This is a genomic window from Carboxylicivirga sp. (genome assembly GCF_982718395.1).
In genome coordinates, this window is record NZ_CEXQWX010000016.1 from 20,659 (window position 1) to 45,352 (window position 24,694).

Below are 24,694 nucleotides of genomic sequence, written 5' to 3' on the forward strand. Positions count from 1 at the left end.
AGTTCATTTCTTAGTCGCGCAAATATATCGAATTTTTTCATATAGACGCCTTAAAAAGAAGTGTTAATTGATATTGAGCATGAAAGCAAGATAAATCCATCGTTGAACAATATAAATCACAACAAAGATTACTGTCTTATACAGAAAATGAACGAAGGTTGGCACCCCTGAAAGTCTGAATAAATGTAACACCTAAGGACAATGCAACTAAGATAAAACCCCAGAAGAAAAATGTTCCTGTTCCAATAAAATCAAAATAAGCGTAGGTATTTCCCCAAGCCTGTATGGCCCAGAATGCCGGAAATGAAGCCATCACAACACCAACAACCACATATATTCCATACATGGAAAATACTTGTTTCATGACGGCCTGTCTTGGTGCTCCAAGTACATTTTTAATGGATATATCGTCTGACTTATATTCTATAATAAAAGCAACCAGTGCAATCACGCCTAGTAATGCCACAAAAAGTGACAAAAAGGCAAACACCGACATAATTTTTGCAATACGAACATCCTCTTCGTATAAACTATCTACGCGGTTATTTAATGTGTTATAAACAAAGGGAGCTCCATCTGAGTATTTATCCCATACTTCCCGAATATCATCAAAATTAACAGCGGCATCGTTTCTTAATTTGATCAATATATATTCGAACCGCATTTTTTCAGGTAATAAAATTAAAGCGAGCGGTTTAACTTCTGTAAAATAAGACTCATAATGAAAATCCTTAACTACTCCTACTGTATTTAGTACCCACTTATCTTTACCAAATACTTCAATTTCTTTATCAAGTGGTTTACGAAGATCAAGGTAATTTACAGCAGCAACATTAAGATTTACCCCTAAGCTATCACCAAGTTCACTACTTAGAAATCGCCCTTGTTTGAGTTTCAATCCAAGAACTTTAAAATATTCTTCATCCACATAGTTAATCGGAAGCATTATCACTTTTTCTCCATTTCCACTGCTCAGCCGAAAAGTCCCTTGATAGTAATCATCTCCTGGCAAACTATTACATGCGCTTACAAGATTAACTCCCGAAATTGACTTAATTTCATTCTTAAATTCACTTAAATTATTGCGAACAGCATGACCTCTCTCAACAACAAGAATATTATCAGTTTCAAAACCATGTTCATTTGTTTTTACATAGTTGATTTGCCACCACATTGCCGAAGCTACAACTGCTAAAAACATGGCGACACCAAATTGACTGGTTACAAGTAATCCGCGTATTACAAATCCAGTTTTCCCAATATTATAAATACCTGAAATAAGTTTTTCTGGTTTTCTTCCTGAAAAGAAAAAGGCTGGAAAGCTCCCTGCTAACAAGCCAATGAACAGCAGGATCAATAATATACCAAAGAAATCAATCCATCCTTTCATAAAACTAAACTGCAAATTCAGCTCAAAAAATGCATTTAAAAATGGCAATACTAATTCCAATAGCACCATTCCTATAAACATAGCACCTAAACCATAAACAAGTGCCTCAACTAAGAATTGAGATATTAGTTGTGGTCGTGTTGCTCCAACCAATTGCCGATAACCAACTTCTCTATATTTCACTCTTAACTTAGCCGTTGTTAAGTTCATGAAATTAATGCAGGTGGTGAGTAGCACAAAAATGGCCACAAAAACAAACAATTTGACATATATTGGTTTTGAATTTGCTTTCAATTCACCGTCTAAGTGTGATGCAAAGTGGATACTTCGAATATTCTGCGCAAAAAAAGATAACTCGATACTATCTGTTGAAAGTTCCGTTTCCATTACTTCTTTTACTTGTGGAGCTAGTAACAGATCTTTAGCATCATTTACCTTTTTAATAAAATCTTGTTGGTTTGTTTCAGGGTTTAACTTTATGTATGTATAACAATTGAGGTATAACCAATCCGACTTCCAATTTTTCACATAGGCAGAATCTCCTTTTTTAAGCAAAATTTCATCAATTGTACTTAATGATGCTACAAAGTCGAAATTAAAATGAGTAGCTGAAGGTAAATTTTCACACACCCCAACAACTTCATAACTAATTCCCTCACGTTCGATGTGTTTCCCAACAGGATTTGAGCTACCAAAATACTTTTCTGCAACTTCCTGATCTACGATAACCTGCCTTGGTTTGTCTAGTAAAACAGAAGTATCTCCATTTATAATATTTAAATCAAATATTTGAAAGAAGTTAGCATCTCCAAAAACAAAGCCACTTTCATTAAAAAGTTTATCGTCATACTGAACAACATTGTTAGCTCCAGGAATGAATCGAACTACACTTTCAACCTCATCCATTTCATCCAACACGTGAGCAAGTGGCATTGGAGATGTTGCACTATTTATTACGTTATTACCTAGTACACCTTCTGTAGCCATCCGAAACACTTGGTGACTGTCAGAAAAGGAAGTGTCATAACTTAGCTCGTTTCGCACAAGCAGGATAACAAACAATCCCAATACTAAACCTACTGACAGTCCGAAAATATTCAGCAAGGCGTATATTCCTTGTTTACGAATATTTCGAATAGCAACCTTAATATGATGGTTAAGCATCATTACAATCTGTTTGTTAGTTTTTCGGTAATAATATGTCCATCAAAAAGTTGAACAATTCGTTGACCACGATCTGCCTCCATAGCAGAATGTGTAGCCATTATTATTGTATATCCTTCTTCATTTAATCCCGATAATATCTCCATGACTTTACTTCCACACGATGAAGATAAATTACCTGTTGGTTCATCAGCAATTATTAAGTCAGGATTTATCACAACTGTCCGGGCAATAGCAACCAATTGTTTTTGTAATGACGATAATTGTTTTGGAAAATATTGTCGCAAATGAGATAATTGCAATTTAGAAATGACCTCATTGACTTTAATTTGCCTTGATTTATTTGAATATTTTAAATACTGTAGAGGTAATTCAATATTCTCGTATACATTCAATTCATCAATTAATCCAAAGTTCTGAAAAATAAATCCAATACCTCCACGTCGAAGATTGCTTCGTTGTCGTTCCTTTAAACGGCTTACCTCATGCCCCATAAAAAATAACTCCCCTGAGGTAGGTTGCTCAATCAACCCAATTGTATTGATTAAAGAAGTTTTCCCACTTCCAGACGGACCAAGGATTGCAACATATTCCCCTTGCTCAATGTCTAAGTTGACATTTTGCAGAATGGTTGTCTCAATTGCACCACTTCTAACAGTCTTAGTCAAATTACGGGCATGAATCATATCTATTTCGATTATGTACGGTTTCGAAACATCATTGTACGAAACCGAACATCTGTTTTTACTTATAATGACTTAATAAATCTCCCCTACGGTAAGTACAACTTGTTATAAACCAATCACACACAACCGACAATAAACTAACAACCTGACACTTACAACAATCTCTCTTCAAATTAACGACACTAATGTATATCAATTCTTCAAGAATATTTCATCACTTTTTATGCCACAAGCATTAACGCCTTATAATCAAGGCAATTATAAAAACGGCACCCTTTTTGGATGGTGCAAGTGCAAAATAAACCGTACGCTTTCGTACATATTTTAAGGTTGTTGTACGTATTTTATGGTATATTTAGTATCGAAAAACAAAATAAGATGACAAAAAAATCTGGACGTATATTAGCAATAGATGATAATGCCGATATATTATTTGCATTAAAACTCTTACTAAAACCACATGTTGAATACATTGCTACTTCAACTGATCCGAATAAGATACCTGCTTTAATGGCTGACGATTCTTTTGATGTTATTCTTTTGGATATGAATTTTACAAAAGATGCAATTAGTGGTCAAGAAGGTTTTCATTGGTTAGAAAAAATACTTCAGATTGATCCTTTGGCTGTTGTTTTGTTTATAACAGCATATGGCGATGTAGAAAAATCGGTTAAAGCTATAAGAGCTGGTGCAACCGATTTTATTCTTAAACCCTGGCAAAACGAGAAGCTACTTGCAACTGTTAACTCTGCGATTCAACTTCGCCAATCACGAAATGAGGTGAAGGATCTGAAATCAAAGCAAAAAGAAATAAATACCATCTTAGATCAACCATTTGCTGATTTCATTGGGGTTTCGCCAGGCATGCAAAACGTATTCAATACCATTAAAAAGGTAGCGGCAACAGATGCTAATGTGCTTATTCTTGGAGAAAATGGGACAGGTAAAGAACTTGTAGCCAGAGCACTTCATCGAAACTCACTGCGTAACAACGAAAGTTTTATAAGTGTTGACCTAGGTGCTCTTAGTGAAACCTTGTTTGAGAGTGAACTCTTTGGACACGTTAAAGGCGCATTTACTGATGCTAAAGCTGATCGACCGGGACGTTTTGAACTTGCTTCAAAAGGAACAATATTTCTGGATGAAATCGGAAACCTCTCTTTACCACTTCAAGCTAAATTATTAACTGTTTTAGAACGTAGAGAAGTAACTCGAGTCGGTGCTAATAAATCTAAACCAATTGATATTCGTCTGATCTGTGCAACCAACATGAATCTGAAACAGATGGCAATGGAAGATAGCTATCGTCAGGATTTAATTTATAGAATCAACACAGTCGAAATTGAGCTGCCGCCATTGAGAGAACGGCCTGAAGATATTCCTGTTTTGGCCGACCATTTTTTAAAGATATTCTCAAAAAAATACAAGAAAAAAGTCAACAAGCTATCGGCTAAGGTTATTAAGAAATTGACTAACTATCCATGGCCTGGAAATGTCAGAGAGTTTCAACACATTCTGGAACGCACGGTAATAATGAGTGAATCGGCAAATCTTGAGGAAAGTGATTTTCAACTTTCATCATTACCAACTTCTTCGGAAGGTTTTGAATTTGATACCTATAACCTTGAAGAAATCGAAAAACAGATTATTGAGAAAGTATTGCGTATGAATCGTGGTAATGTATCGAAAGCTGCTGCTGATTTAGGACTTACTCGAACATCTTTATATCGAAGACTGGAAAAACATGGTTTATAATAACTTTAGAATAAACTTCATTGTGAGGACCTTGCTATTAGCAGGGTCTATTTTTGCATTCTTCTACCTATTCTTCAATACCGAACTTACAATGACCCTGGTATTGGTTGGTCTACTCATTGCTTTCCAAATTTTTGCAATGATTCACTATGTTGACAGAACCAATAGGGTATTAAACAATTTTTTAGAATCCATTCGTTATTCTGATTTCACAAGAACCTTTCAAGTGGAGAGCCTTGACTCATCTTTTGACAAACTTAAAAAATCATTTAATGAAGTTATAAAAGATTTTCAGGAAGTTAGAGCTGAAAAGGAAGAGAATTATTACTACTTACAAACAGTCATCCAGCATATTGGTATATCCTTGATTGCTTATGGTAAAGATGGCAAAGTAGAACTCATTAATAATGCTACCAAAAAACTCTTTCAGGTTCGTGCACTTAACAATATTCAGTCATTAAAAGATTTTAGTCCTGAACTGGTTCAAAAGCTCCTAACCATTCGACATGGGGAAAACACGCTTATTCGGGTCCAAGAAAAGGATGAGCTATTGCAATTGGCCATTTATGCAACTGAGTTTAAGATTCATAATCGAACCATTCTGCTTACCTCCATTAAAAACATTCAGGATGAGTTAGAAGAAAAGGAGATGGAATCATGGCAAAAGTTAATACGAGTACTCACTCATGAAATAATGAACTCCATTACGCCTATTTCCTCATTATCTTCAACGATTACAATGATATTAAAGGATTTATCTGAGAACTTAAAAGATAAGAACATAGAGGAAGATGATATTGACACCATCAAAGAGGTTGAAGGTGCTCTCGAAACCATTCATAAAAGGACAGATGGACTTTTACATTTTGTCAATACTTATCGTGACTTAACACGAATACCAACTCCAACTTTCTCAATTTTCCCTGTTAGTAAGCTATTGAACAACATAAAAGGTTTACATTCGGAAGAGATAAAGGCCAAAGGTATTAAGTGTACAATCAATATTGAACCTAATTCACTGGAATTATCTGCCGATGAAAAACTAATTGAGCAGGTTATCATCAACTTGGTCAAAAATGCAATACAAGCTTTAGATTCCACTGACAATCCTGAGATACAGCTCAATGCATTCCTTAATCAAAGAGGACGGATTACAATTCAAATAATTGATAATGGACAAGGAATCTTGCCCAATGTACTGGATAAAATTTTCATTCCATTTTTTACAACCAAACCAAAAGGTTCAGGTATTGGCTTAAGTCTTTCAAAGCAAATACTTCGTCTGCACGGTGGAAATATTACAGCTTACTCGGAACCTGAAAAGGCAACCAAATTTACATTAACATTTTAAGCATAAAAAAGGTGCAACTCGCGTTGCACCTTTTTTATCTATATCTTAATCTTATTACTATTATTCTGCTTTCATTCTATTGAACATTACAGCCAAATGTGCATATAATGATGTATTCTGAACAACAACATTATCTTCAACCTTAATTCGTACTGGTGTAAAGTTCCATATAGCTTTTATACCAACTTCAGCCAGCTTATTTGCAACATCCTGAGCTTTATCAACAGGCACAGTCAAAATTCCAATTTTCGCTGTTTCTTCATGCATATTCACCAGTTCTTCAAAATGGTAAATAGGCACACCTTCAATTGTTTTACCAACCACCTCCGGATCTACATCAAAAGCGGCCACGACCTTCAATCCAAATTGTTTCAAACCGTGATCGTGCAGTAATGCCTTACCCAAACTTCCTACACCAAATAAATAGGCTTCATCCACAACTGTAAAGCCAAGAAAATCCTCTAACACGTCAATCAGAGGTTCAACCTCGTAGCCCACTCTCGTTTTTCCTACTATACTTGTATAAGATAAATCCTTAGTCACCTGTGTAGGGTCAACCCCCATATCACGAGCAATCAAAGTGGATGATATATGCTTCAACCCCTCCTTCTGTGCCAACTTCAGGTATGCAAGATAACACGGCATCCTGCGTAGCGCAGGTTCAGGGACCAAATTGTTTTTTTTACGGTTTGTTAAGGACATAGCGAACTTTTCTGCTGTTTAACAATCCTACAAAATTAATTAAGTTTTTGAATGATGAATCAATTACCTACGTAAAATTGACAAGATTTATATCACTCGTAGCATATTGATTTACTTACAACCAAATATTTAGCATCGTAGGCTCTACGATGCCATTTTCTTAAAATCCTTCGGTAACAAGCCATCTCTATTTTTTTTATTAACCATATGATAATCAAAATAGAAAAAAGTTGAACTATCAGCTCCTATCAAAATCTTGTAGCATCGGGCTTTATATTTAGTACCTTCTGGGCCTACTTTGTGCATAAACACCACTTTATTATCCTTTCGCTCAATTGCATCTTCAACTTCTTCCTGGCTCACAATTTTAACGTCATATGGGTAGATACTTTTGATTTTCGCTAATGAATTTACTTCAGGAGCCAAATCCTCCTTAACTAGATACAAAGTTTTCCCAACCAGCGATTTAACATTATTGTTATAATACTTAAATGCATTGGCTTTGATGAGCTCTGGCTGCTTATTCATTAAATTAACATGATCCTGCATAAAGCGAACAAAGGCCTCTAACTTATAGGCATAGCTCGTATCTTCAACTCTCAGATATGATAAAGGTAGAGAGCATAGATCAGGTAGATCCCTTACCTGGGTATCAGTTTCTCCGAGTAGTAAACTCAAAAAATTATATCTGGCCTTTGTTTTATCTGCATCAAAAGTTGCCACCGTCGTTAGTAAGAATGAATAAGCCGGATCATTTCTTTTATCCTCGAACTCTTCATTGGTTATAAACTCGAAGTCTGTTAAAGTCCAAACAGATTCCATTACTTCTTTGATCTTGAAATTAAAATCACTCATAGGATTTGCATCCATCACAACCAGTGTTTTTGTATTTAGAAATGCCTGATACTCTTCCGCTGTTGGAACATGGTCTTTTGCTTTCAGTGCAGTACTTATTATTAAACTGCTCAAAAATGACAATAAAATTTTATTCATGATCTTATATATTTTCTCAATTCATACGTTTTTTGCGCCTTCAACTGTTACAAGATTTTCAAATATTTTTATTGAATTTCAAAAAAAAGTATTGAAATTTAATTTCAGTAAGTTTTCGCTTATTTTTGCGGTCTCATTACCAGAAGAGATTATAATATTTACATAAACAAAAATCATTCAGAACATTGAGGCAATTAAAAAGTTTAATAATATAAAATTGCCAACAACGGTACCTAAAAATTGCCTATTTTCAAAATGTTGTGATTATAAACTAAACTGACGAATGAAACTACTAAATAAATTTCTCACTTTATTTAAACCAGACAATAAAGAAAAATTGGAGGTTGAAGAGCAGACACCAATGTTAATCAACAACCTGATTAATTTCTTCTTGTTCTGTATCGTCTTTGTTGAAGGAATTATTTGCTTAAGAACTGAAGATATATTTTATGCAATTCCTTTACTTACTCTTAGTTTAATATTTGCTTTTCATTTTGTGTACCTCAGCCGGAATTCGCGAGCTAAAGGCATGCAAAACTCCTTATTTTTCTTTTCCAGTGTGACTTTCTTGTATTTTGTTGTATATGGTAGCAGTACTGGTATCAATATTATTTGGGCAGCTCTCTTTCCTCCATTTATAATATCACTAATGGGGATGCGACGTGGTGCCATTTTCTCAATGCTTTTCCTTGCAATTATTTCCTTGGTTATTCTGGTTTTAAATGATGCCAATATAGTTGCTCAAGCAAAAAAATATACACTCACAGAAAAGATGGTCTTTTTGTCCTTCTACTTTATATTTTTTGTAACGACTTATGCTATTCACTATACATACACAGAAATAATACTCAGAAAAGAACGTCGGGTTCTCGACTCTCAAAATTTCACAAAAACTCAGGAAGAACTTATCTCCAAATTATCGCATCAAATAAGAACGCCATTAAGTAATATCACAGGAATCATTGATATTCTTGAAAAAACAAGCCTTAATGATGATCAGCGCGATTATATCAACACTATACATGCATCATCGAACAACCTTGTCAATGTTGTGAATAATATGGTGGCAGCGTCTAAAACCAATTTTAACCAGATACCTGCAGAAGAGGTGAGCTTTAACCTTTATTCAACCATCAACAACACTATTAAACTCTTTCAGGATGAGCAAAACAAGAAAAAGTTCAGCCTTTCTCTTTCTGCGGATATCCCGACAAATTTGGTGGGTAACAGCATTAAAATAAAGCAAGTGTTTCTTAACCTGCTCAACAGCCTTCTCAAATACAATAAATCAGAGCTTAAAACAGTTAACATCGAAGTTTCGAGAAAAGAGTTGTTGCCAGATAAGATTGTTTTAAAATTCAGAATCATTAGCAACACAGTTGTTCCTATTCCAAAATCAGACCTTGGTGAAAATGTGCCTCACTCCACTGATGTAATCCATTTAAATCGATCAAAATACATTAACCATCTTGATTTAGGAATTACTCAAAAGATTATTGAGATGGATGGCAACACAATCGAAATAATACCTGATTCGGTTAAAACAATAATTGAATTTTCAGCTTCGTTTAAGGAAAATGTCAAAAGCCAATCGATCGAAAACATTAAACCTCCGACAAAGCAATCAGAGAACTACTTTAAGCCTGTGGTTGAGATTGGCGATGCTAACATATTGCTTGTTGAGGACAATTTCAGTAATCAACAGATTATCATCTTATACATTAAAGATGAAGTAAAGAAAATTGAAGTAGCTTTTAATGGTAAAGAAGCCCTCGACAAGTTTGGCAAAGTTAAATACGACCTTATTTTAATGGATGTACAAATGCCAATTATGGATGGTTTCAAAGCCACTGAAAAGATAAGGCAAATTGAAAAAAGCACAGGTACACACACGCCAATTATCGCAGTGACGGCTAATGCTTTTCCTGAAGATAAAGAGAAGTGTTTGGCCTCGGGAATGGATGACTATATTAGTAAACCTTTTCAACCAGAAGATTTAATCAGGAAAATTAAAAAACATCTGAGTTAACATTCAACTACCATCTTTAAATCAAATGCTTTGACATTGTTTGACGAAATAAATACATGCACTTAGCGTTAGCTATGGTTAAAAAAAGTCAACTACCTGTTAATTACTGTTAAAGAATCTTGATTTTCCCTTTTTGCCTTGTATGTTTGCAAATTGAGTATAATACAAATTGCGCAGAAGGAGAAACGATGAAAAAGGAAACAGATATCACGATTAAACTAAAACGTAAGATCTTGATTTATTCGATTATTGAAGTAGCGCTTATTATTGCGTTACTTGGGTTTATCATGTTTTTGATAATGGTATTGATGAACTAAAATAATCACAAATGAAGTGTGATAGTCTTTTGTGCAATCACCTTCCCATCCATTTGTGTAGTAAGTGTCCACTCTCCTGCCTTGTCATCATAGGGTTCCCATACTGTATCTCCAAGAAAAAACTCATAATCATTTGAATTGACAAAGTATTCTCCCTTAAATGAAGGCATTACTTTTCCTTGATCATTCTTGAATGGCGGATGGTCGATACAAAATTCAACTACCTTACCTTTTGCTCCCTTTATTTTAATTACATAGCCAAATTCAATATCAGGCTGTATTCGAATTTTATCCGTAATCTTTAGGAGTTTTGGTAATTTTTTAGACGTTCGTTCCCAACGACTATACTCACCATAGCTATATAATTCCCAGCTTATTTTCTTCTTAGCCATTCCTACTTACTCTAGCTTTCTAACGAATAACGGATTTGATCCAGCATTAAAGGAATGTCGCCTGATTCGATACCATGTTTTCGCAAATAAGAAATATCACCCTCGAAAGTTTCAATGAATTCCACCAATGAATGATTAGCTAACTGTATACTTTTTTGATAATAAGACAACGCTTCTTTGCGATTTTTCTTACACCATAAAGTGTGTCCAAGATTTATCAGGTCATGCTTATTTTTCTCAGATACTAATAGTTTATGATAATATTTCTCGGCCTGATCAAACTTACCTAAAACGAAGGAACACCATGCAATAGGTCGACCAACTTTATTGTTTCCAGGATCCAAATATTCAACCTTAAAATAATATTTTAACGCTTCTTCAAAATCCTCTAGTTCCAGAAGACAATGTCCAATCAATACTTGTGTATGCAAGTTATCCGGACCAAACTTCTCTGCTTCCTTATAATACTGCAGTGCCATTTGTGGGTTCTTTAAATGACGATAACAGAGAGCTATTTTTTTCTTGTTCCAAACACTTTCTGATTTGATCAAATCTGCTTGCAGATAACACTTTAAAGCTTCTGCATAATTACCTAATTGTTGATAACAATAAGCTTTTTTCTGAACTATCTCCTCTACCTCCTTATCATTTAAACTATCAAAAATTTCCAGTGCATCATTGAAGTAATTCTTTTTAAAATAATACTCTCCAATTTCTCTTAACGAGCCATCATCCGTTAATTGTTTATAAAACCAACGGTTATGAAAATCCATTTTCTGCGCAAAAAAATCATCAAACTGATGCCTCTGCGGATGGACTTTTAACAACCTATATAAGTCCTGAATAAACTGGTTACTGGATATTAGTTTTTTCTGATTCGCTTGCAACATAGCCTCGTCCTTTTGCATCTCAACCATTTGTTCAATTTCAGCTGAAAACATTTGCCCCATCATTTCTTTCTGAATTTGCGGCATATGAGGAATACTGAGAATTAACGAATATTTATCGGAGTTACACAAAAAACGTGATGAAGCAAGTCCGTCAAGCAATGATTGGTTACTAAAAACAGCATCTTCATTTAGCAACGCATGCTGAACTTCGGGCTGTGTAGGGTAAAATGGCAATAGCCAATTGGTTATCTCATTAAAAAATGAGAAATGTTTCAGGTGCTTAAAGGTAGATAGGAAAACGTCAGCACCTTCCATTTGCCATTGTGTCAATTCTTCCATCTTATCCATTAAATTTGGAGAATCTTTAAAAACATCTTCCCAATCAGGATTTTTGCCTTCTGCCAGACTATCACTTATAAGATTATCCAGATCGAGCTTATCTTTTAGTTTTGGGTGCATTTTAACAACTTCTGGCAGAATCTCGTCATTTAACTTTTGCGATATCCGTTCAGTCTCACGGGTACGTATTAGCTGAATCACCACACTTTGTATGACAGCCTGAAGCCCTTTTTCTTCAATCATCATAAACAATTGCGTGTACAACTCTGGGTATAACGGTAATCGGGCATCATAGCGGTTAAGTGATAAAATCAATGCCACAATCGCACGACCACTTACCTCATCTTGTGGATGGTCAGATAACTCAAGTAGTAATTGCATATAATCATACGAATACGCATTCATTAGTGAAAGATTAATACCTCCAATCAGAACTGACTTATAATGAACCGGAAAGGTATTACTCTTAAACAGTTGACTCAATAGCTCTTTATTATTATTTCCGATGGTAGAGTATGACCAAATAATATGAAACAAGTCATTTATCAACCGATGAAATTCAGGCTTATTTTCAGCAGTTGGGTCAACTACTTTCTGCAATTCAATACTACTCCATAATGTATTAATTTCACCTATTATCGATTGAAAACTTTCAACATCATATTTATTCCTGATTTCATAAATAAGTTCCCCTGAATATTTACTCAACAACAGATCTGCCACTTTATCTGCCAGATGATAGACATCTCTGACCAGATGATTGTAGATTTTTTGTCGTTCAGGATCAGAAATCCCCTCAACCGTGTACTTTAGTATATTTTTATAGGTAAATTCAATATTATAATGATTATCAATCAAGTCACCGTTCTGCGATTCCTTTACCAATACCTGTAACACATCCAAGCTATCCTTAATATTCTTGTGCGATAGATAATTACAGATATCACTATACTTATCTTTTATTTCCTTTACATTCATCATGACTTGACTATTTAGAGGATTCAAATTTCAAAATTACATCAAAACCAGATGTTTTGGAACTCCCACCCTGCAATCTAAAGAATAAAAGTTTACTTAATTCGTATTCCAACGTAATTGTTTCAGGGGTTATTTCGTCATCTTCAGTTTCTCCAAAACCACGTTGGTAAATAACAAACAAGTCATTTGTCAAGTATTTACCAACTACAAATGCAGCACTTTGCCAATTCTCTGTTGAGTTTACTTCAATCATATCTAATTTCAAGCGCTGTCCTATTGTCGAATTCAGCGATGAAGTAATCATATTGGCCAACATATTGGAACCTACAGAACCAATAATTCCATTTTGTCCAACATAGCTTAATTCATCCATTGTTTTACCAAAGATCATGATTGAAACTGCGTCGGATTCTGAGATAGCATCATCATCAAGGGTGAATGCAATTTCTGGCTTTGATACCAAGGAAGTAACAGATAATCTTAGGATGTGCTTTTCTTTATCACTACTTCGAAATGTATATTCAGCAGTAATATCAAGTCTTGGATCTGGAATTTCTCCACCGGTAAAGGTTATCACCCCCTTTTCAATATTGAATTTTCGACCATAAAGAATGTAATAACCTCGAACCACCTCAACATCGCCAAATAACTCGAAATAATCTCCGTTTTTAGCAATATCAAAATCACCGGCAATTTCAATATTCATATCATCTCCCTTTAGCCAGGTACCTCTCGGGATATCAATGGTTAGTCGCCCTCTTAATTGTTTGATCAATGGAGAAATCTCGCCTTTCTGAACATCTTCAATTTCTAAATTAATTGTATCTGCTTGTTGAGTGGCTTGTAGTAACAAAGGAACATTGTCTTTATTATCTGATTGACCTTCTGTTTTAATAAGTCCGGGTAAGTTGAAAGACGATCTGTTGACTCGCACTTTACCTCCGAACCGAGGATTGCCATCTGCCTCTGATCTATAATATGGATTACCACTTATATTAACGTCGTAATCACTATGCTGAACAACATGAAATCCATCAATTGCAGTCTCAATATTGGATGACGTTAATTTGCCGGAAATAATTGTTGAATCGAACACCATTGCTCCTTTACTGGCGAAATAACCTTTATCGGAACTAACAAACAAAGTATCAATACTTATTGTGCTGTCTTTAAAAGAAACAATCCCATTAATATCCTTGTAATAAATCCCTTGTTTTTGATTTAAAACATAACCACTGTCTACAACCAATTCTCCATTAAAAACAGGCTTTGTAAATTGTCCTTCTGCCAGAATTGAACCTCTCAGGTATCCACCTGCATCCAGGTATTGATATTCAGATACCTGTGGACTGCTTATTTTCAATGAGTCAATATATAGTCCTGCCTTAAAATCATTTGACAGCTCGACACTCTGTTTTTTTTGAGAATCCAAATTCAACTTTAAAGGCACTACTGCATTTGCGAAAACGCTGCTGTCGAGTGAAGGAACCCATGTATCAAGGTATAAAGAACCATTGACGTACTTAATTCCTCCTTTTAAAGTTGGAATTGGGATGCTTTTATAACCTGATTCTTCAATCAGGTACTTTCCATTAATATTTAACGAGTCGTATCTCCCATCAACTTTGATATTAGAAAACAATTGTCCTTTGATTGAATCATTATTACTTAAAAAACTATTCAATATACCTAAATCCAAACTTTTCACATCCAACTCAAATGCCTGCGTTGAATCCTGGCTCAAATATCCATCGGCTTTTAAGCTAAAGAGGTCATTCTTTCGGTCAAGAATCTGAAGATTTTCAATCCATACAGATTTATCAATAAGTTTTATTTCCTGGATTGTGTCTGGCAGATAATATTGTGCATCACTTGTTGAAACACTCGAATTTTCAAATTTTAGTGCAATTGTATCCCCATAATTCATAAATACATTCATATGCCCAGTCAATGTATCAGTTTTCTCAAAATCAATATTTGAGTACAATTGATTCTGCTGATAATCGAATTCAACGCCTAAGGTATCCAGTCTTAGAAAATCATTTTGGATAGTTCTCAAAGCAATCTCACCTTTCACATTCATGATGTCAGGCCCATAATCACCATCTACCTTTACGACTATAGTGTCAGACTCAATCCCGGCTAGCTGAGCCTCTGAAAAACTCATCTCAGCATCATAATTAATGATTGTATCAGAGCCTTTAAGGTGCCAATCACTTAACAGTGATTTATACACCACAGGTGGTAAACCCAAACGCTCAGAAAGATCAAAGTAGTTACTCATTAGGAGGCCTTGGCCACTATATGTTCTTTCCCTAAAATTGTATTCGCCAGACCCAAACAATGTATTACCCGGTTGATCTACCCTAAATGTATCGGCTTCTATTCCTTCAGAATCTATATTTGAAACAAAGGTTATTGAATCTACCGGCACATCAAATAATAGACTATTATTCAACTTTCCTTCTACCTTCACTTGTCTATCCTTCGAAACAATGTATCTGCCATCAATGATTAAATTACCATTAACAATTGTTTTCTTTACAAGTGAATTAATGGCTTCTATATTCAAGTTGCTTGTTTCAACATCAGCATGATAGATTGGCACATGATACAAATCTTTCACTTTAAAAAGTCCTTCTACTATTGTTTGATCATTAATAAATAATAATTTAGCATCAATTTCATTCTTATTCTGAATTGCGTCAATATTAAATGTATCAGCTACTAAACGATGATAACTTGAATGATTTAATCGGGCACTTAATTTCAGCTGATCCTTATAATTAAATAAATCAGCCCCTTGTAACTTAACTAAACCATTAAATTCTGTATTAGTACTATCAATATAGAACCACTCTTCAGGTGCGAAATCCTTTAGTTTAATTTCTGCATTATAACCTATCGGATTTTTTAATTCTCTTATGAGCTCAAAAACATTACCGGACTTTAGGAATAATTCTACTGACTTTCTACTCTTCTCAACTTTGAGTTGAATGTTGCTACCTGTGTTACTCGCTTGACCAAGAAGTTCTAATCTTTCTATCGATCGCAGTGGTAATCCAGGAAGAAGTTTTTTGAAATCTTCCTCATGTAATGGTGCTCCAATTAAGTTAAGATTGAAAGTATCTCGACCATTATATTCTGCTTCCAGATTAATATCTGAATACTGCGTTTGGAGATAAAAACTATCCAGAACCATTTGGGGTCCATTTTTAATAAAATGAAAACCACAATCTTTAAGCACGATATCTGGATTATTAACATTTATCTCCAACTCATTTAAATCGATCTCTACATGCTTATCTTTAAAGTATCCTTTTGCTTCAAGATTAATTTGTTTAAGCTTTATCGCAGATTTTCCATAACCTGTTTGGTAAAATCCCAGACCATTCTTTAGAATTACATTATTAACATCGATAATTATGGGGAAAGTGGGGGCATTGTTTTTATCTGACGAATTAAAGTTTTCAAAAATATGATTAACATTTAATGTTGTACTATCCAGAAACCACAAATAAAATTCAGGCTCATTGATCATTATTGAATCAATCTCAATTTCCTTTTTGAAGAAATCAGCTAAATGGTATTTAAGCGATATTGAATCGATACTAAAAACTGTAGAGTCTTCCAACACCAATGAAACACCTGCTAATTGCAGGGTGTTAAATATGTTACCATGAATCTTCCCAATGTTTATTTCACCATTAAGCTTAGGATTCAGAATCTTCAAACCCTGATGACGCAAAACATTACGAAACGAAGCTGTCTGAGTATAAGTTAGTAATCCTGCAATCATTAGTAGTAATAATCCCAGAATCAAAGCAATATATTTTAATACCTTTTTCGCCATAAATCAGAATGGATTACCAATATTAAAATGAATTTGCCATGTTTTCTCTTCATCAAAAATCGGTCGTGCAAAATCAAGTCCAACCGGCCCGATCGGAGTTTTGAATCTAAAGCTAAATCCTGCAGAATAGCGCAAGTCGTTAAGTTGGTATTTAAACGAATCGAGCCATACATTTCCAGCATCACAAAAAGCTGCAAAAACAATTTTCGGAGATATTTGATACCTTGTTTCAATGCTCCCTTCTAATAAACTATTCCCTCCTACTGGCTGTCCATTAGGATATTTAGGCCCTAATTGAGAGCGCCCCCAGCCTCTGACAGAATAACTTCCTCCTGCAAAAAAACGTTCCTCTACTGGTACTAACTCATCACTTTGCGTCAACATAGCCATTCCCACTTTTGTTTTAAGAGCAATTGTTAAACCAGACTTTATTCCCAGGTAATTTCGATAATCGATCAAGCATCTGTAAAACGGAACTGATTCCTCAACCAAAGTACCATTTCGTTTGATATTTATTGCAATGGAAAAACCTGTTACCGGATCTAATATTGGCTGCCCGCTGGAATATACGAAACCTAATGAAATTCCTGACTTACCGTAATCAGCCAACGTTGAATCAGAAAGACTTAGCGGTTTTGTTTCAAACACTCTGGCCGAATCTCCTGCCACTTCTTCAAGATAAAAATTTATCGAGGAGTTAAATCGTTCTGTAAAGTGTTGCAGCATTGTAAAATTGATACCATGCCGTGCAATTCGATAACCTGGTTCATCCTGCTTTAACAAAAAGGGATTAACAATCAAAGAATTAAAAGGAAATAAAATAGCGGGTTGAGTAAATTTAAATTGAAAATTATAAGGTTCGAGACTAGAATGCTTCCCATATAAATTAGCCCTGCCCGCCTTTGTTACAAAGCCCATATACTGAATGTCTGTAAACACCCGGAAATTATCTTCTCTACCATATCCAACTCCAAACCGCGTTATCCAACGAGGTGCTTCTTTTAATGCCACGAGCGTTGGTAAAGTATCTGGTTTTTCTTCACTCAATAGCGTTTTAATTGAAGCAACACGAAACATTCCCAGGTTATAAATCTGTTTCTGCGATTCATCAATCTCATACCTTGACCAAATATCACCTGTTTTAAATTTTAGTTGCTTAATTACCTTTTCTTTTGGTACCCTTTCGTTACCTTCAACTACAATTGGCCCGAAGTAACATTGTTTTCCTTTGTCAATAATCCAGTTAAGTGATGCAGTATTATTGATTGTATCGACTTTCAGTTTATGCTTAACCTGAGCATAGGCGTATCCCATATTATTAAGCTCTCCATTAATAAAAGTCTGGTCGGCATAATAAGATTCATCTCGAAAACGTTTTTTGACTTTTAACTGGGATTGCAAGCGAATATTCCTTCTTATCTTCTTATTAAAGAAGTCTTCAAAAACTGTTAGGGAATCAATGGTGTAAGTGATTTTATCGATTTGCACAGGCTCTCCTTCATCCAAATTAAATTTCAATTTAACTTTGTCACGGCCGGTTATTTTTATTTCCGGCTGATAGAACCTTACATTCAAAAATCCTTCTTTCTGATATAGATAGCTTATTAGCTTAATATTTTCATCATAAAGGGCCTTACTATACCTATCTGCTGATTTATCAAAGAACTTTTCACCAATGCCGCTTGCAGTTTTTATATTGATTGCATCTTCTAAACGAGAAGATCGAATAAACCTATTTCCCTTAAATGAAACCTTACGAATTTTCAGCAGCTCTTGCCCGTTTACAACAAACGAAAGAAAGAATAGTAATATGAATAATAGTCTCTTTTTCAATCAACAATTCTCTTTAGGACTTAACGGGTTATATTGCGATATCACTTTATCTTCATTACATATTGATCAAAAATACGAGTAGCCATACTATCAAAATAATAAACTGTATGGGCGCTGAATTGCCTCATCAACCTGTTGCAAAGAAACATTTCTACCGAAACGATAATATTCCTTTCCCTCAAAAAAAATAAGGATGGTTGGGGCTGAATAAACCTGATACTCTGCGGCCTCTTGTGCGTTCTCCTCTATATTTATATACTGAAAACTCATCTGAGGATATTCTGAAGCAATTAGTGCTTTTACTTTTGGCAAAAGCACTTTACATACACTACAGTTATCGTGTGAGAAATATTTCAGTTCTGCTAACTCCATTCTATTCTTGAAAATTAATTAATCACGTTTCTCTATTAAAACCGTTGCATATGCAGCTATTCCCATCTGTTCTCCAACAAATCCAAGCTTCTCAGTTGTGGTCGCCTTGATTGCAATATCTTCAGGTTCTATCCCCATTACATCAGATAAAGTCATCTGCATTTGTGGAATTATATCTTTAAGCTTAGGCCTTTCCAGAGCAATGGTACTATCAATATTACCAATAGAAAACCCGTTATCATCCAATAATTTGATAGTTTTTTTAAGTAATATCTTACTATCAATCCCTTTCAATGACGGATCATTATCCGGGAAATGATAACCAATATCTCGCATATTAGCTGCACCTAACAGAGCATCACAGATGGCATGAATAAGTACATCTCCATCTGAGTGTCCAATACTTCCCTTTGTGTGTTCTACATTGATACCACCAATCCATAATTCCTCACCTTCACCTAATTTGTGAACGTCGTAACCAAATCCAACTCTAATCTTCATATGCATAAAATAAAAAGACCTTAAGGAAGTACCTTAAGGTCTTTTCAAATATAATGAATAATGTTGTTATCGCATATCGCTCAAATCAAATGATAATGAAAATCGCATTGTGTTGGCCAGTGGGTTATTTTGTACCATTGGGATAATATAAGAAGCATCAAGGGTAAACATATTAAACTTTAACCCAAAACCTGCCGAAGCAAACTTTCGATTCCCTTGATTCTCATGTTCATGAAAATAACCTGCACGAATAGCAAATTGCTTGTTGTACCAATATTCTGCACCTAATGAAAAGGTAATTTCCTGAAGTTCCTGCTGAAAACCGCCTGGAGCATCGCTAAATGAACCGAATATAGCAGCTGGCACAGATTTGTCATCATTAGGATCTACCCAATCATCACCAGCATCATCAGGCTTAATTTGGTTTGATGGCACCAACAGCTTATTAATATCCAAAGCAAACGCAATTGAATTATACCTATCTAGCTCCATCGAATATCCAGTTCCCAATTTTAAATTCGTTGGGATATATTCTTTATTCACCCCATCATAGGTGATTTTTGAACCAATATTTGAAATATTAATACCGGCAGTAAATTCTGCATCGTTACGATTCACACGCATTGGTTGCTTAAAGTAAAAAGCTACATCAGCCGCAAATGCATGCCCAGGTTCTAAACTTTCACCTGTATTTGAATAACCATTCGTTAAATCAGAGAAGATATAACGAAATGCAACGGCTCCGGAGAACTTTTCAGATAATACTCTGGAATAGGCTGCATCTAAAGCAAACTCATTAGGCTTACCCTGATATCCCGGATCATTGGGACCATCTGAGAAAGTAATTTCCCCTAACGAAAAATATCTTAATGAGGCACTCACAGTCTGCATTTTATCGATTCGATAATAAAAAGCCGCTGTTGACATATTAATATCATTCACTAATTTACGTAACCATGGTGTAAACGAAATTGAAACTCCCATTTCTCCATCGATAAAGGCATATTTGGCCGGATTTAAAAATTGCGAGTTCATATCAGGTGATGTTGCCACACCCGCGTCGGCCATACCCGCTGCTCTTGAATCCGGATTAATATTCAAAAAGGGAGCTGCTGTAGTAATCGCATTATTATCATCACTTTGAGCCTTGGTTCCATTCCAACTAAAAAGAAAAACCAATGCGATCAGGCCTATTTTAATACTTATTTGCTTCATATTATGGTTCATATACGTTACTCTCTTACAAAATTAGTGTTATTGGATAAGGTGAGTATTTACAGAACTACAAAATTCTGTTTTTATTATTTAATAATGAGTATTTTTTTTGAGAAACTTCCTATTTGATTTTCTGCTGAACTAATCTCGCAATAGACAATGTAAATTCCTTTAGGAAGTGCACCAGGTGTCCACTCTATTGGGTTAATCTTATTTCCTACAGATGCTTGTTTAGTTTCATACTTCTCAATTAATCGCCCACTTGTGCTATATACACTGTAAGTAACATCCAATATCTGATTTGGTGCATCATGCTCAAAATAAATCTGTACAGTACCGCCAGGCTCTACCGGATTTGGCGTAACTGTAGCATTTGATACCATTAAGTTCCCATCTAATTTAACTTCAAAATCGATAGTTTTAACAGATGAATTATTCATATTATCCCAAACCTTCAGTTCAATTGAATGCTTACCTTCATCCAGCGTTGGCAGCTGATAAACCACCTTTCCGCTTGTATAGCTATTTTTATCGGCGGTATAATAGGCATTTAAATTAATTGGTAACGAACGCATATTATCAATCACCAAGGTAATATCATGCCCAATGCCAACACCACTTGTATTAATACCACTTTCATCGCTTAGGTTAGCCGTTAATACAGGCTGTGAACCTGTATATTGTCCACTAGCAGACTTCAAATCATTTAACCACAATTCAATATCTGGCCCCGTTGTATCATCTGGTTGATGACCTATCACATCACCAATGAGGATGGTATTATCTGCTCCAAAGGCTTCGTAACCACCTTCATCATGTGAGTAATAGCTGATCCTTCCTTCAGCTACATTATATCGAATATCTTTTGGTACCATAAAAGATGCCTGAAAATCACTTCCTTCAGCATCCAGTTGTCCTTTAAAAATACGGTTTTGATAAACCTGATACTCAAATGGAACGGCACCTTTATTCCCTAATGTTTTCACAGTAATTGGCTTATCAAAAACTTGCATTGTCACAACAGAACTATTTGAAACAGATGGATTCAATGCTCCTTTTACTTCAGCCAAGGACAAGGCTTTTAAAGTATCTATCTCTTCAACAACAGGTATTCCATTAATACTTTGGGTGATAATATCTCCAGTTGGATAAGCCAACCGCAAAGCTGGGTCACCCAACAAGGTGAAATTTAGCTTATTCACACTTCCTCCAATTTCATTTTTGGTATCACGAATAACTTCCCCTAACCTGATCTTTTCTCCATTCTGATCTTCCCTGAATATATTTCGATAAAAGCTCTTATTGATCTGAAAGTTTTCATTTGACCATGCAATACGAGTTGTTGTAAACATTGAAACACCACCTCCTAATGGAGAAAGTACTACCCATTCCCCTGCTGATGTTTCATGATAATTGTCGTATCGACTAAATTCACAAGTTGCGGTTACAAAAACAGGCAGGCGGTCTAAATTTGTGAATTGCTTAATAGCGGTTTTATCTAATACATTTTCATGAGCCAATTGACGTTCCCCTCCATGCCCAGTATAATTAAACAATAATGTTCCACCTTCAACTTTTTCTATAATAGCCTTGTTAACATCTGGGTATCGATCTCCTGATGAAGTTGTTGTTTTAGGATAGGCATCAAGATATATCTTGTTATGATTGAATGACGGAAAATCTGAGTAAACCTGATCTGATAATTGATCAGCCTGACGCATATGCAGATTGCCATCTCCATCATCGGCTAAAAATGTTAGCTCAGTTTTCCATGGGCCTACAGCACTTCCATTTAAATATCGTTCAATTTTATCAACCATTGCTTTAGCCTGATCAATATCGCTCACAGGAAAACGACCAATACCAATATCTAATTTGTCATATAGCATATTGCTCCCTTCATTGTCGTCTAGAAAACCAAAAAAGTCATCGGACACATAGGAATCCTTAATATTAATTGAGTTATCCGACTGATAGGTCAATATAAAATTGGTATTATCATCATTGTAGGTACGATTATCAAACGAGCCATCTCCAAAAAGCAAAAGGTACTTAAAGCGATCATTGCTATTATATAGGTATCGGGCGTAATCTCTTATTGCACTAATATCAGGAGAACCAGATGAGAATTCATTATAAATCTGGTATGGAAAAACAACTTCGCACTGTAATCCTGAGTTATTCATGTGAATCATTGCCAACCTTTTGGCCTCACCTTCAAATAATGGGTGCGCAACTATTAACATATCCGGAACATCAATTCCATGGATATTTTGGTTTTCAACAGTTTCCTCAAATATTGGCTGCGGTAGATTTCCATCTTTATTAAATGCAACAAACTCTTTTAGCTCTTCTGTTTTATAAGTGAAACCTTTTTTACCATTATAAGCATTAATGTCTACCTCTAAGGGTTGTGTATGATCTGTTACATCCCAAAGTATAGTTGATGTGTTTGTTCCATTCAAATAAAATCTTGTTGATTGCTCTGGTCCGGTTACATCCATATTCCTAAACGTCAATTGATCATCAAATTCAATTGATTCTTTGGCGTTAATACAGATATAATTCAACCAACCACTGGCACTTCCAGAAAGAGAATTAAATGTCAGATCTAGATCAATAACATCACTATCTGTCATAAAAAGACTCAAAATATTACCTTCATTAGCAAAAGCACCTACATTATTGCTATAGTCAATGGAAGGTATGCCAACTTCTTTCAGTAAATTACCTCCGTGACTTAACTGAAAGGTTGATGATGGATTTGAACGACCAATTACATTGGATAAGACCTTAACCTCAGAGCTTTTCACCCTATTGTTAAAAATAAATGAATAAGAACGTGTTTGTCCTGGATCAAACCCTAAACCATACCACTCTATGCCCGAGCTAAGAATATTCTGATTCTCTAACTCATGAAACTGATAACTATCATACTCATCTGTTTCATTTGTAAATGACTCGCTTGTTTCTTCACTTGGTTGTATCCTTTTTCCTTCTCCATTATCATCTGATAGAAAATAATAGGTCACATCGGTATAGTCATGCAAGCGATGAACAAACATTTTACGTTGCTCATTATAAGTCCAGCCAGTAGGCCCTTGGGCATAAAAGTAAATTGCATTTCCATCATGAATAACCGCATTTTCAGTTAAATCTTCATGCCGGAAAGCCGAATTGGCTCTTGGAAGCAAATTTCCACCGTTGCCAAACACATTAACTTTTGAAGGATCACTAAAACCCCATGAAGAAAGCTGTGTATAGGGAATTTTATGAACTCCACTTTCAACTACTTTAATTTTTACCCACTTCCCACTTGACAAAACTGAGCTACTAATAGTCGATGACTTACTTTTTAACTGTTTTGCAATTTTTATTTCAGGTATATTAATTTGTATCTCAAGTTCATTTATTTTTGCAAATGCATTTTGTTCATCATCGTATATAATTGGTATAATTTCCAGTTGCAAATAGTATTGCCGTTGAATACACACAATTCGCTTTCTAATTAGGTTAACATTTTCAAAGTGTAAACCAATTTGATTATAAATTTCTGGTTCAACTACAGTACTACTTTTAACTTGATGCGTAATGCGGATAGAATCCAAATCTAAGTATGCGGGTAATGGAAACATTGATACTTTTACGGGAAAACCAGTTAAATCATCAATTTCAGCTGATTCTGAAATTTTAAATTTAATGTCGTCTTCTATAACCTCATTGTCCAACCAAGTGAATGATTCACTCACTTTTAATTCTTGAGCGTTGACAATGAAAGCGCTGCAAAACAAAAATATTATATATAGGTATTTTCTCATCTTTCCTCCCGTAAATCAATTTAAATTACTCTTATTTTTGCATACTCAACATGCAAGTTATACTACATTTAGTGGTAATTGTTCATCAAAAAGCACAAAAATAACTTTATCTGTGC

16 protein-coding genes are annotated in these 24,694 nt (G+C 35.0%); 4 read left to right on the forward strand and 12 right to left on the reverse strand.

Translation table 11 applies throughout. The annotated features are described in order from the left end of the window. Positions 1-136 precede the first annotated feature (136 nt). Entirely contained in the window at positions 137-2,557 is a 2,421-nt protein-coding gene (locus tag AC4MRQ_RS05225) for an ABC transporter permease (RefSeq protein WP_491196599.1), read from the reverse strand. After that, positions 2,557-3,240 (reverse strand): ABC transporter ATP-binding protein, encoded by a 684-nt coding sequence (locus AC4MRQ_RS05230; protein ID WP_491196600.1) that lies wholly within the window; start codon positions 3,238-3,240, stop codon positions 2,557-2,559. Before AC4MRQ_RS05230 ends, AC4MRQ_RS05225 begins: the two co-directional genes overlap by 1 nt. A 378-nt stretch (positions 3,241-3,618) precedes the next feature. Between AC4MRQ_RS05230 and AC4MRQ_RS05235 the strand changes: the two genes are divergently transcribed. Beyond that, complete coding sequence (locus AC4MRQ_RS05235) at positions 3,619-4,995, forward strand: sigma-54-dependent transcriptional regulator (protein WP_491196601.1); 1,377 nt, start codon at positions 3,619-3,621, stop codon at positions 4,993-4,995. Positions 4,996-5,134: 139 nt separating this feature from the next. Next, positions 5,135-6,346, forward strand: coding sequence for a sensor histidine kinase (locus tag AC4MRQ_RS05240; protein WP_491196602.1), 1,212 nt, complete (start codon positions 5,135-5,137; stop codon positions 6,344-6,346). Positions 6,347-6,406: 60 nt separating this feature from the next. On the opposite strand, the gene AC4MRQ_RS05245 is transcribed toward AC4MRQ_RS05240, so the two are convergent. Both AC4MRQ_RS05245 and AC4MRQ_RS05250 read right to left on the reverse strand, forming a co-directional pair. Then, a complete protein-coding gene (locus AC4MRQ_RS05245; RefSeq protein WP_491196603.1) occupies positions 6,407-7,048 on the reverse strand; it encodes a redox-sensing transcriptional repressor Rex in 642 nt (213 codons plus the stop codon). A gap of 144 nt (positions 7,049-7,192) precedes the next feature. Continuing rightward, positions 7,193-8,041, reverse strand: a complete 849-nt coding sequence (locus AC4MRQ_RS05250) for a hypothetical protein (protein ID WP_491196604.1) — start codon at positions 8,039-8,041, stop codon at positions 7,193-7,195. Between the two features lie 283 nt (positions 8,042-8,324). Here AC4MRQ_RS05250 and AC4MRQ_RS05255 point away from each other — a divergent pair, with 283 nt between their 5' ends. After that, the gene (locus AC4MRQ_RS05255) at positions 8,325-10,070 is read left to right on the forward strand and encodes a response regulator (RefSeq protein WP_491196605.1); all 1,746 of its coding nucleotides are present in this window, start codon (positions 8,325-8,327) and stop codon (positions 10,068-10,070) included. Between the two features lie 188 nt (positions 10,071-10,258). Continuing rightward, on the forward strand, positions 10,259-10,387 hold the full coding sequence (locus AC4MRQ_RS05260) for a hypothetical protein (protein ID WP_491196606.1): 129 nt from the start codon (positions 10,259-10,261) through the stop codon (positions 10,385-10,387). Positions 10,388-10,392: 5 nt separating this feature from the next. On the opposite strand, the gene AC4MRQ_RS05265 is transcribed toward AC4MRQ_RS05260, so the two are convergent. The 8 genes from AC4MRQ_RS05265 to porU all read right to left on the reverse strand — a co-directional run bounded on the left by AC4MRQ_RS05265 (position 10,393) and on the right by porU (position 24,509). Continuing rightward, positions 10,393-10,779, reverse strand: a complete 387-nt coding sequence (locus AC4MRQ_RS05265) for a DUF3859 domain-containing protein (RefSeq protein ID WP_491196607.1) — start codon at positions 10,777-10,779, stop codon at positions 10,393-10,395. 11 nt (positions 10,780-10,790) lie between these two features. Next, positions 10,791-12,989, reverse strand: a complete 2,199-nt coding sequence (locus AC4MRQ_RS05270; protein ID WP_491196608.1) for a tetratricopeptide repeat protein — start codon at positions 12,987-12,989, stop codon at positions 10,791-10,793. Between the two features lie 7 nt (positions 12,990-12,996). Then, positions 12,997-16,839, reverse strand: a complete 3,843-nt coding sequence (locus AC4MRQ_RS05275) for a translocation/assembly module TamB domain-containing protein (RefSeq protein ID WP_491196609.1) — start codon at positions 16,837-16,839, stop codon at positions 12,997-12,999. Positions 16,840-16,842: 3 nt separating this feature from the next. Beyond that, entirely contained in the window at positions 16,843-18,672 is a 1,830-nt protein-coding gene (locus AC4MRQ_RS05280) for a BamA/OMP85 family outer membrane protein (RefSeq protein WP_491196610.1), read from the reverse strand. A 90-nt stretch (positions 18,673-18,762) separates the two neighbouring features. Then, complete coding sequence (locus tag AC4MRQ_RS05285) at positions 18,763-19,044, reverse strand: thioredoxin family protein (RefSeq protein ID WP_491196611.1); 282 nt, start codon at positions 19,042-19,044, stop codon at positions 18,763-18,765. A gap of 18 nt (positions 19,045-19,062) precedes the next feature. After that, complete coding sequence (gene ispF / locus AC4MRQ_RS05290) at positions 19,063-19,545, reverse strand: 2-C-methyl-D-erythritol 2,4-cyclodiphosphate synthase (RefSeq protein WP_491196612.1); 483 nt, start codon at positions 19,543-19,545, stop codon at positions 19,063-19,065. A gap of 66 nt (positions 19,546-19,611) precedes the next feature. Further along, the gene (gene porV / locus AC4MRQ_RS05295; RefSeq protein WP_491196613.1) at positions 19,612-20,760 is read right to left on the reverse strand and encodes a type IX secretion system outer membrane channel protein PorV; all 1,149 of its coding nucleotides are present in this window, start codon (positions 20,758-20,760) and stop codon (positions 19,612-19,614) included. Positions 20,761-20,846: 86 nt separating this feature from the next. Continuing rightward, positions 20,847-24,509 (reverse strand): type IX secretion system sortase PorU, encoded by a 3,663-nt coding sequence (gene porU / locus AC4MRQ_RS05300; RefSeq protein WP_491196614.1) that lies wholly within the window; start codon positions 24,507-24,509, stop codon positions 20,847-20,849. Positions 24,510-24,694 lie beyond the last annotated feature (185 nt).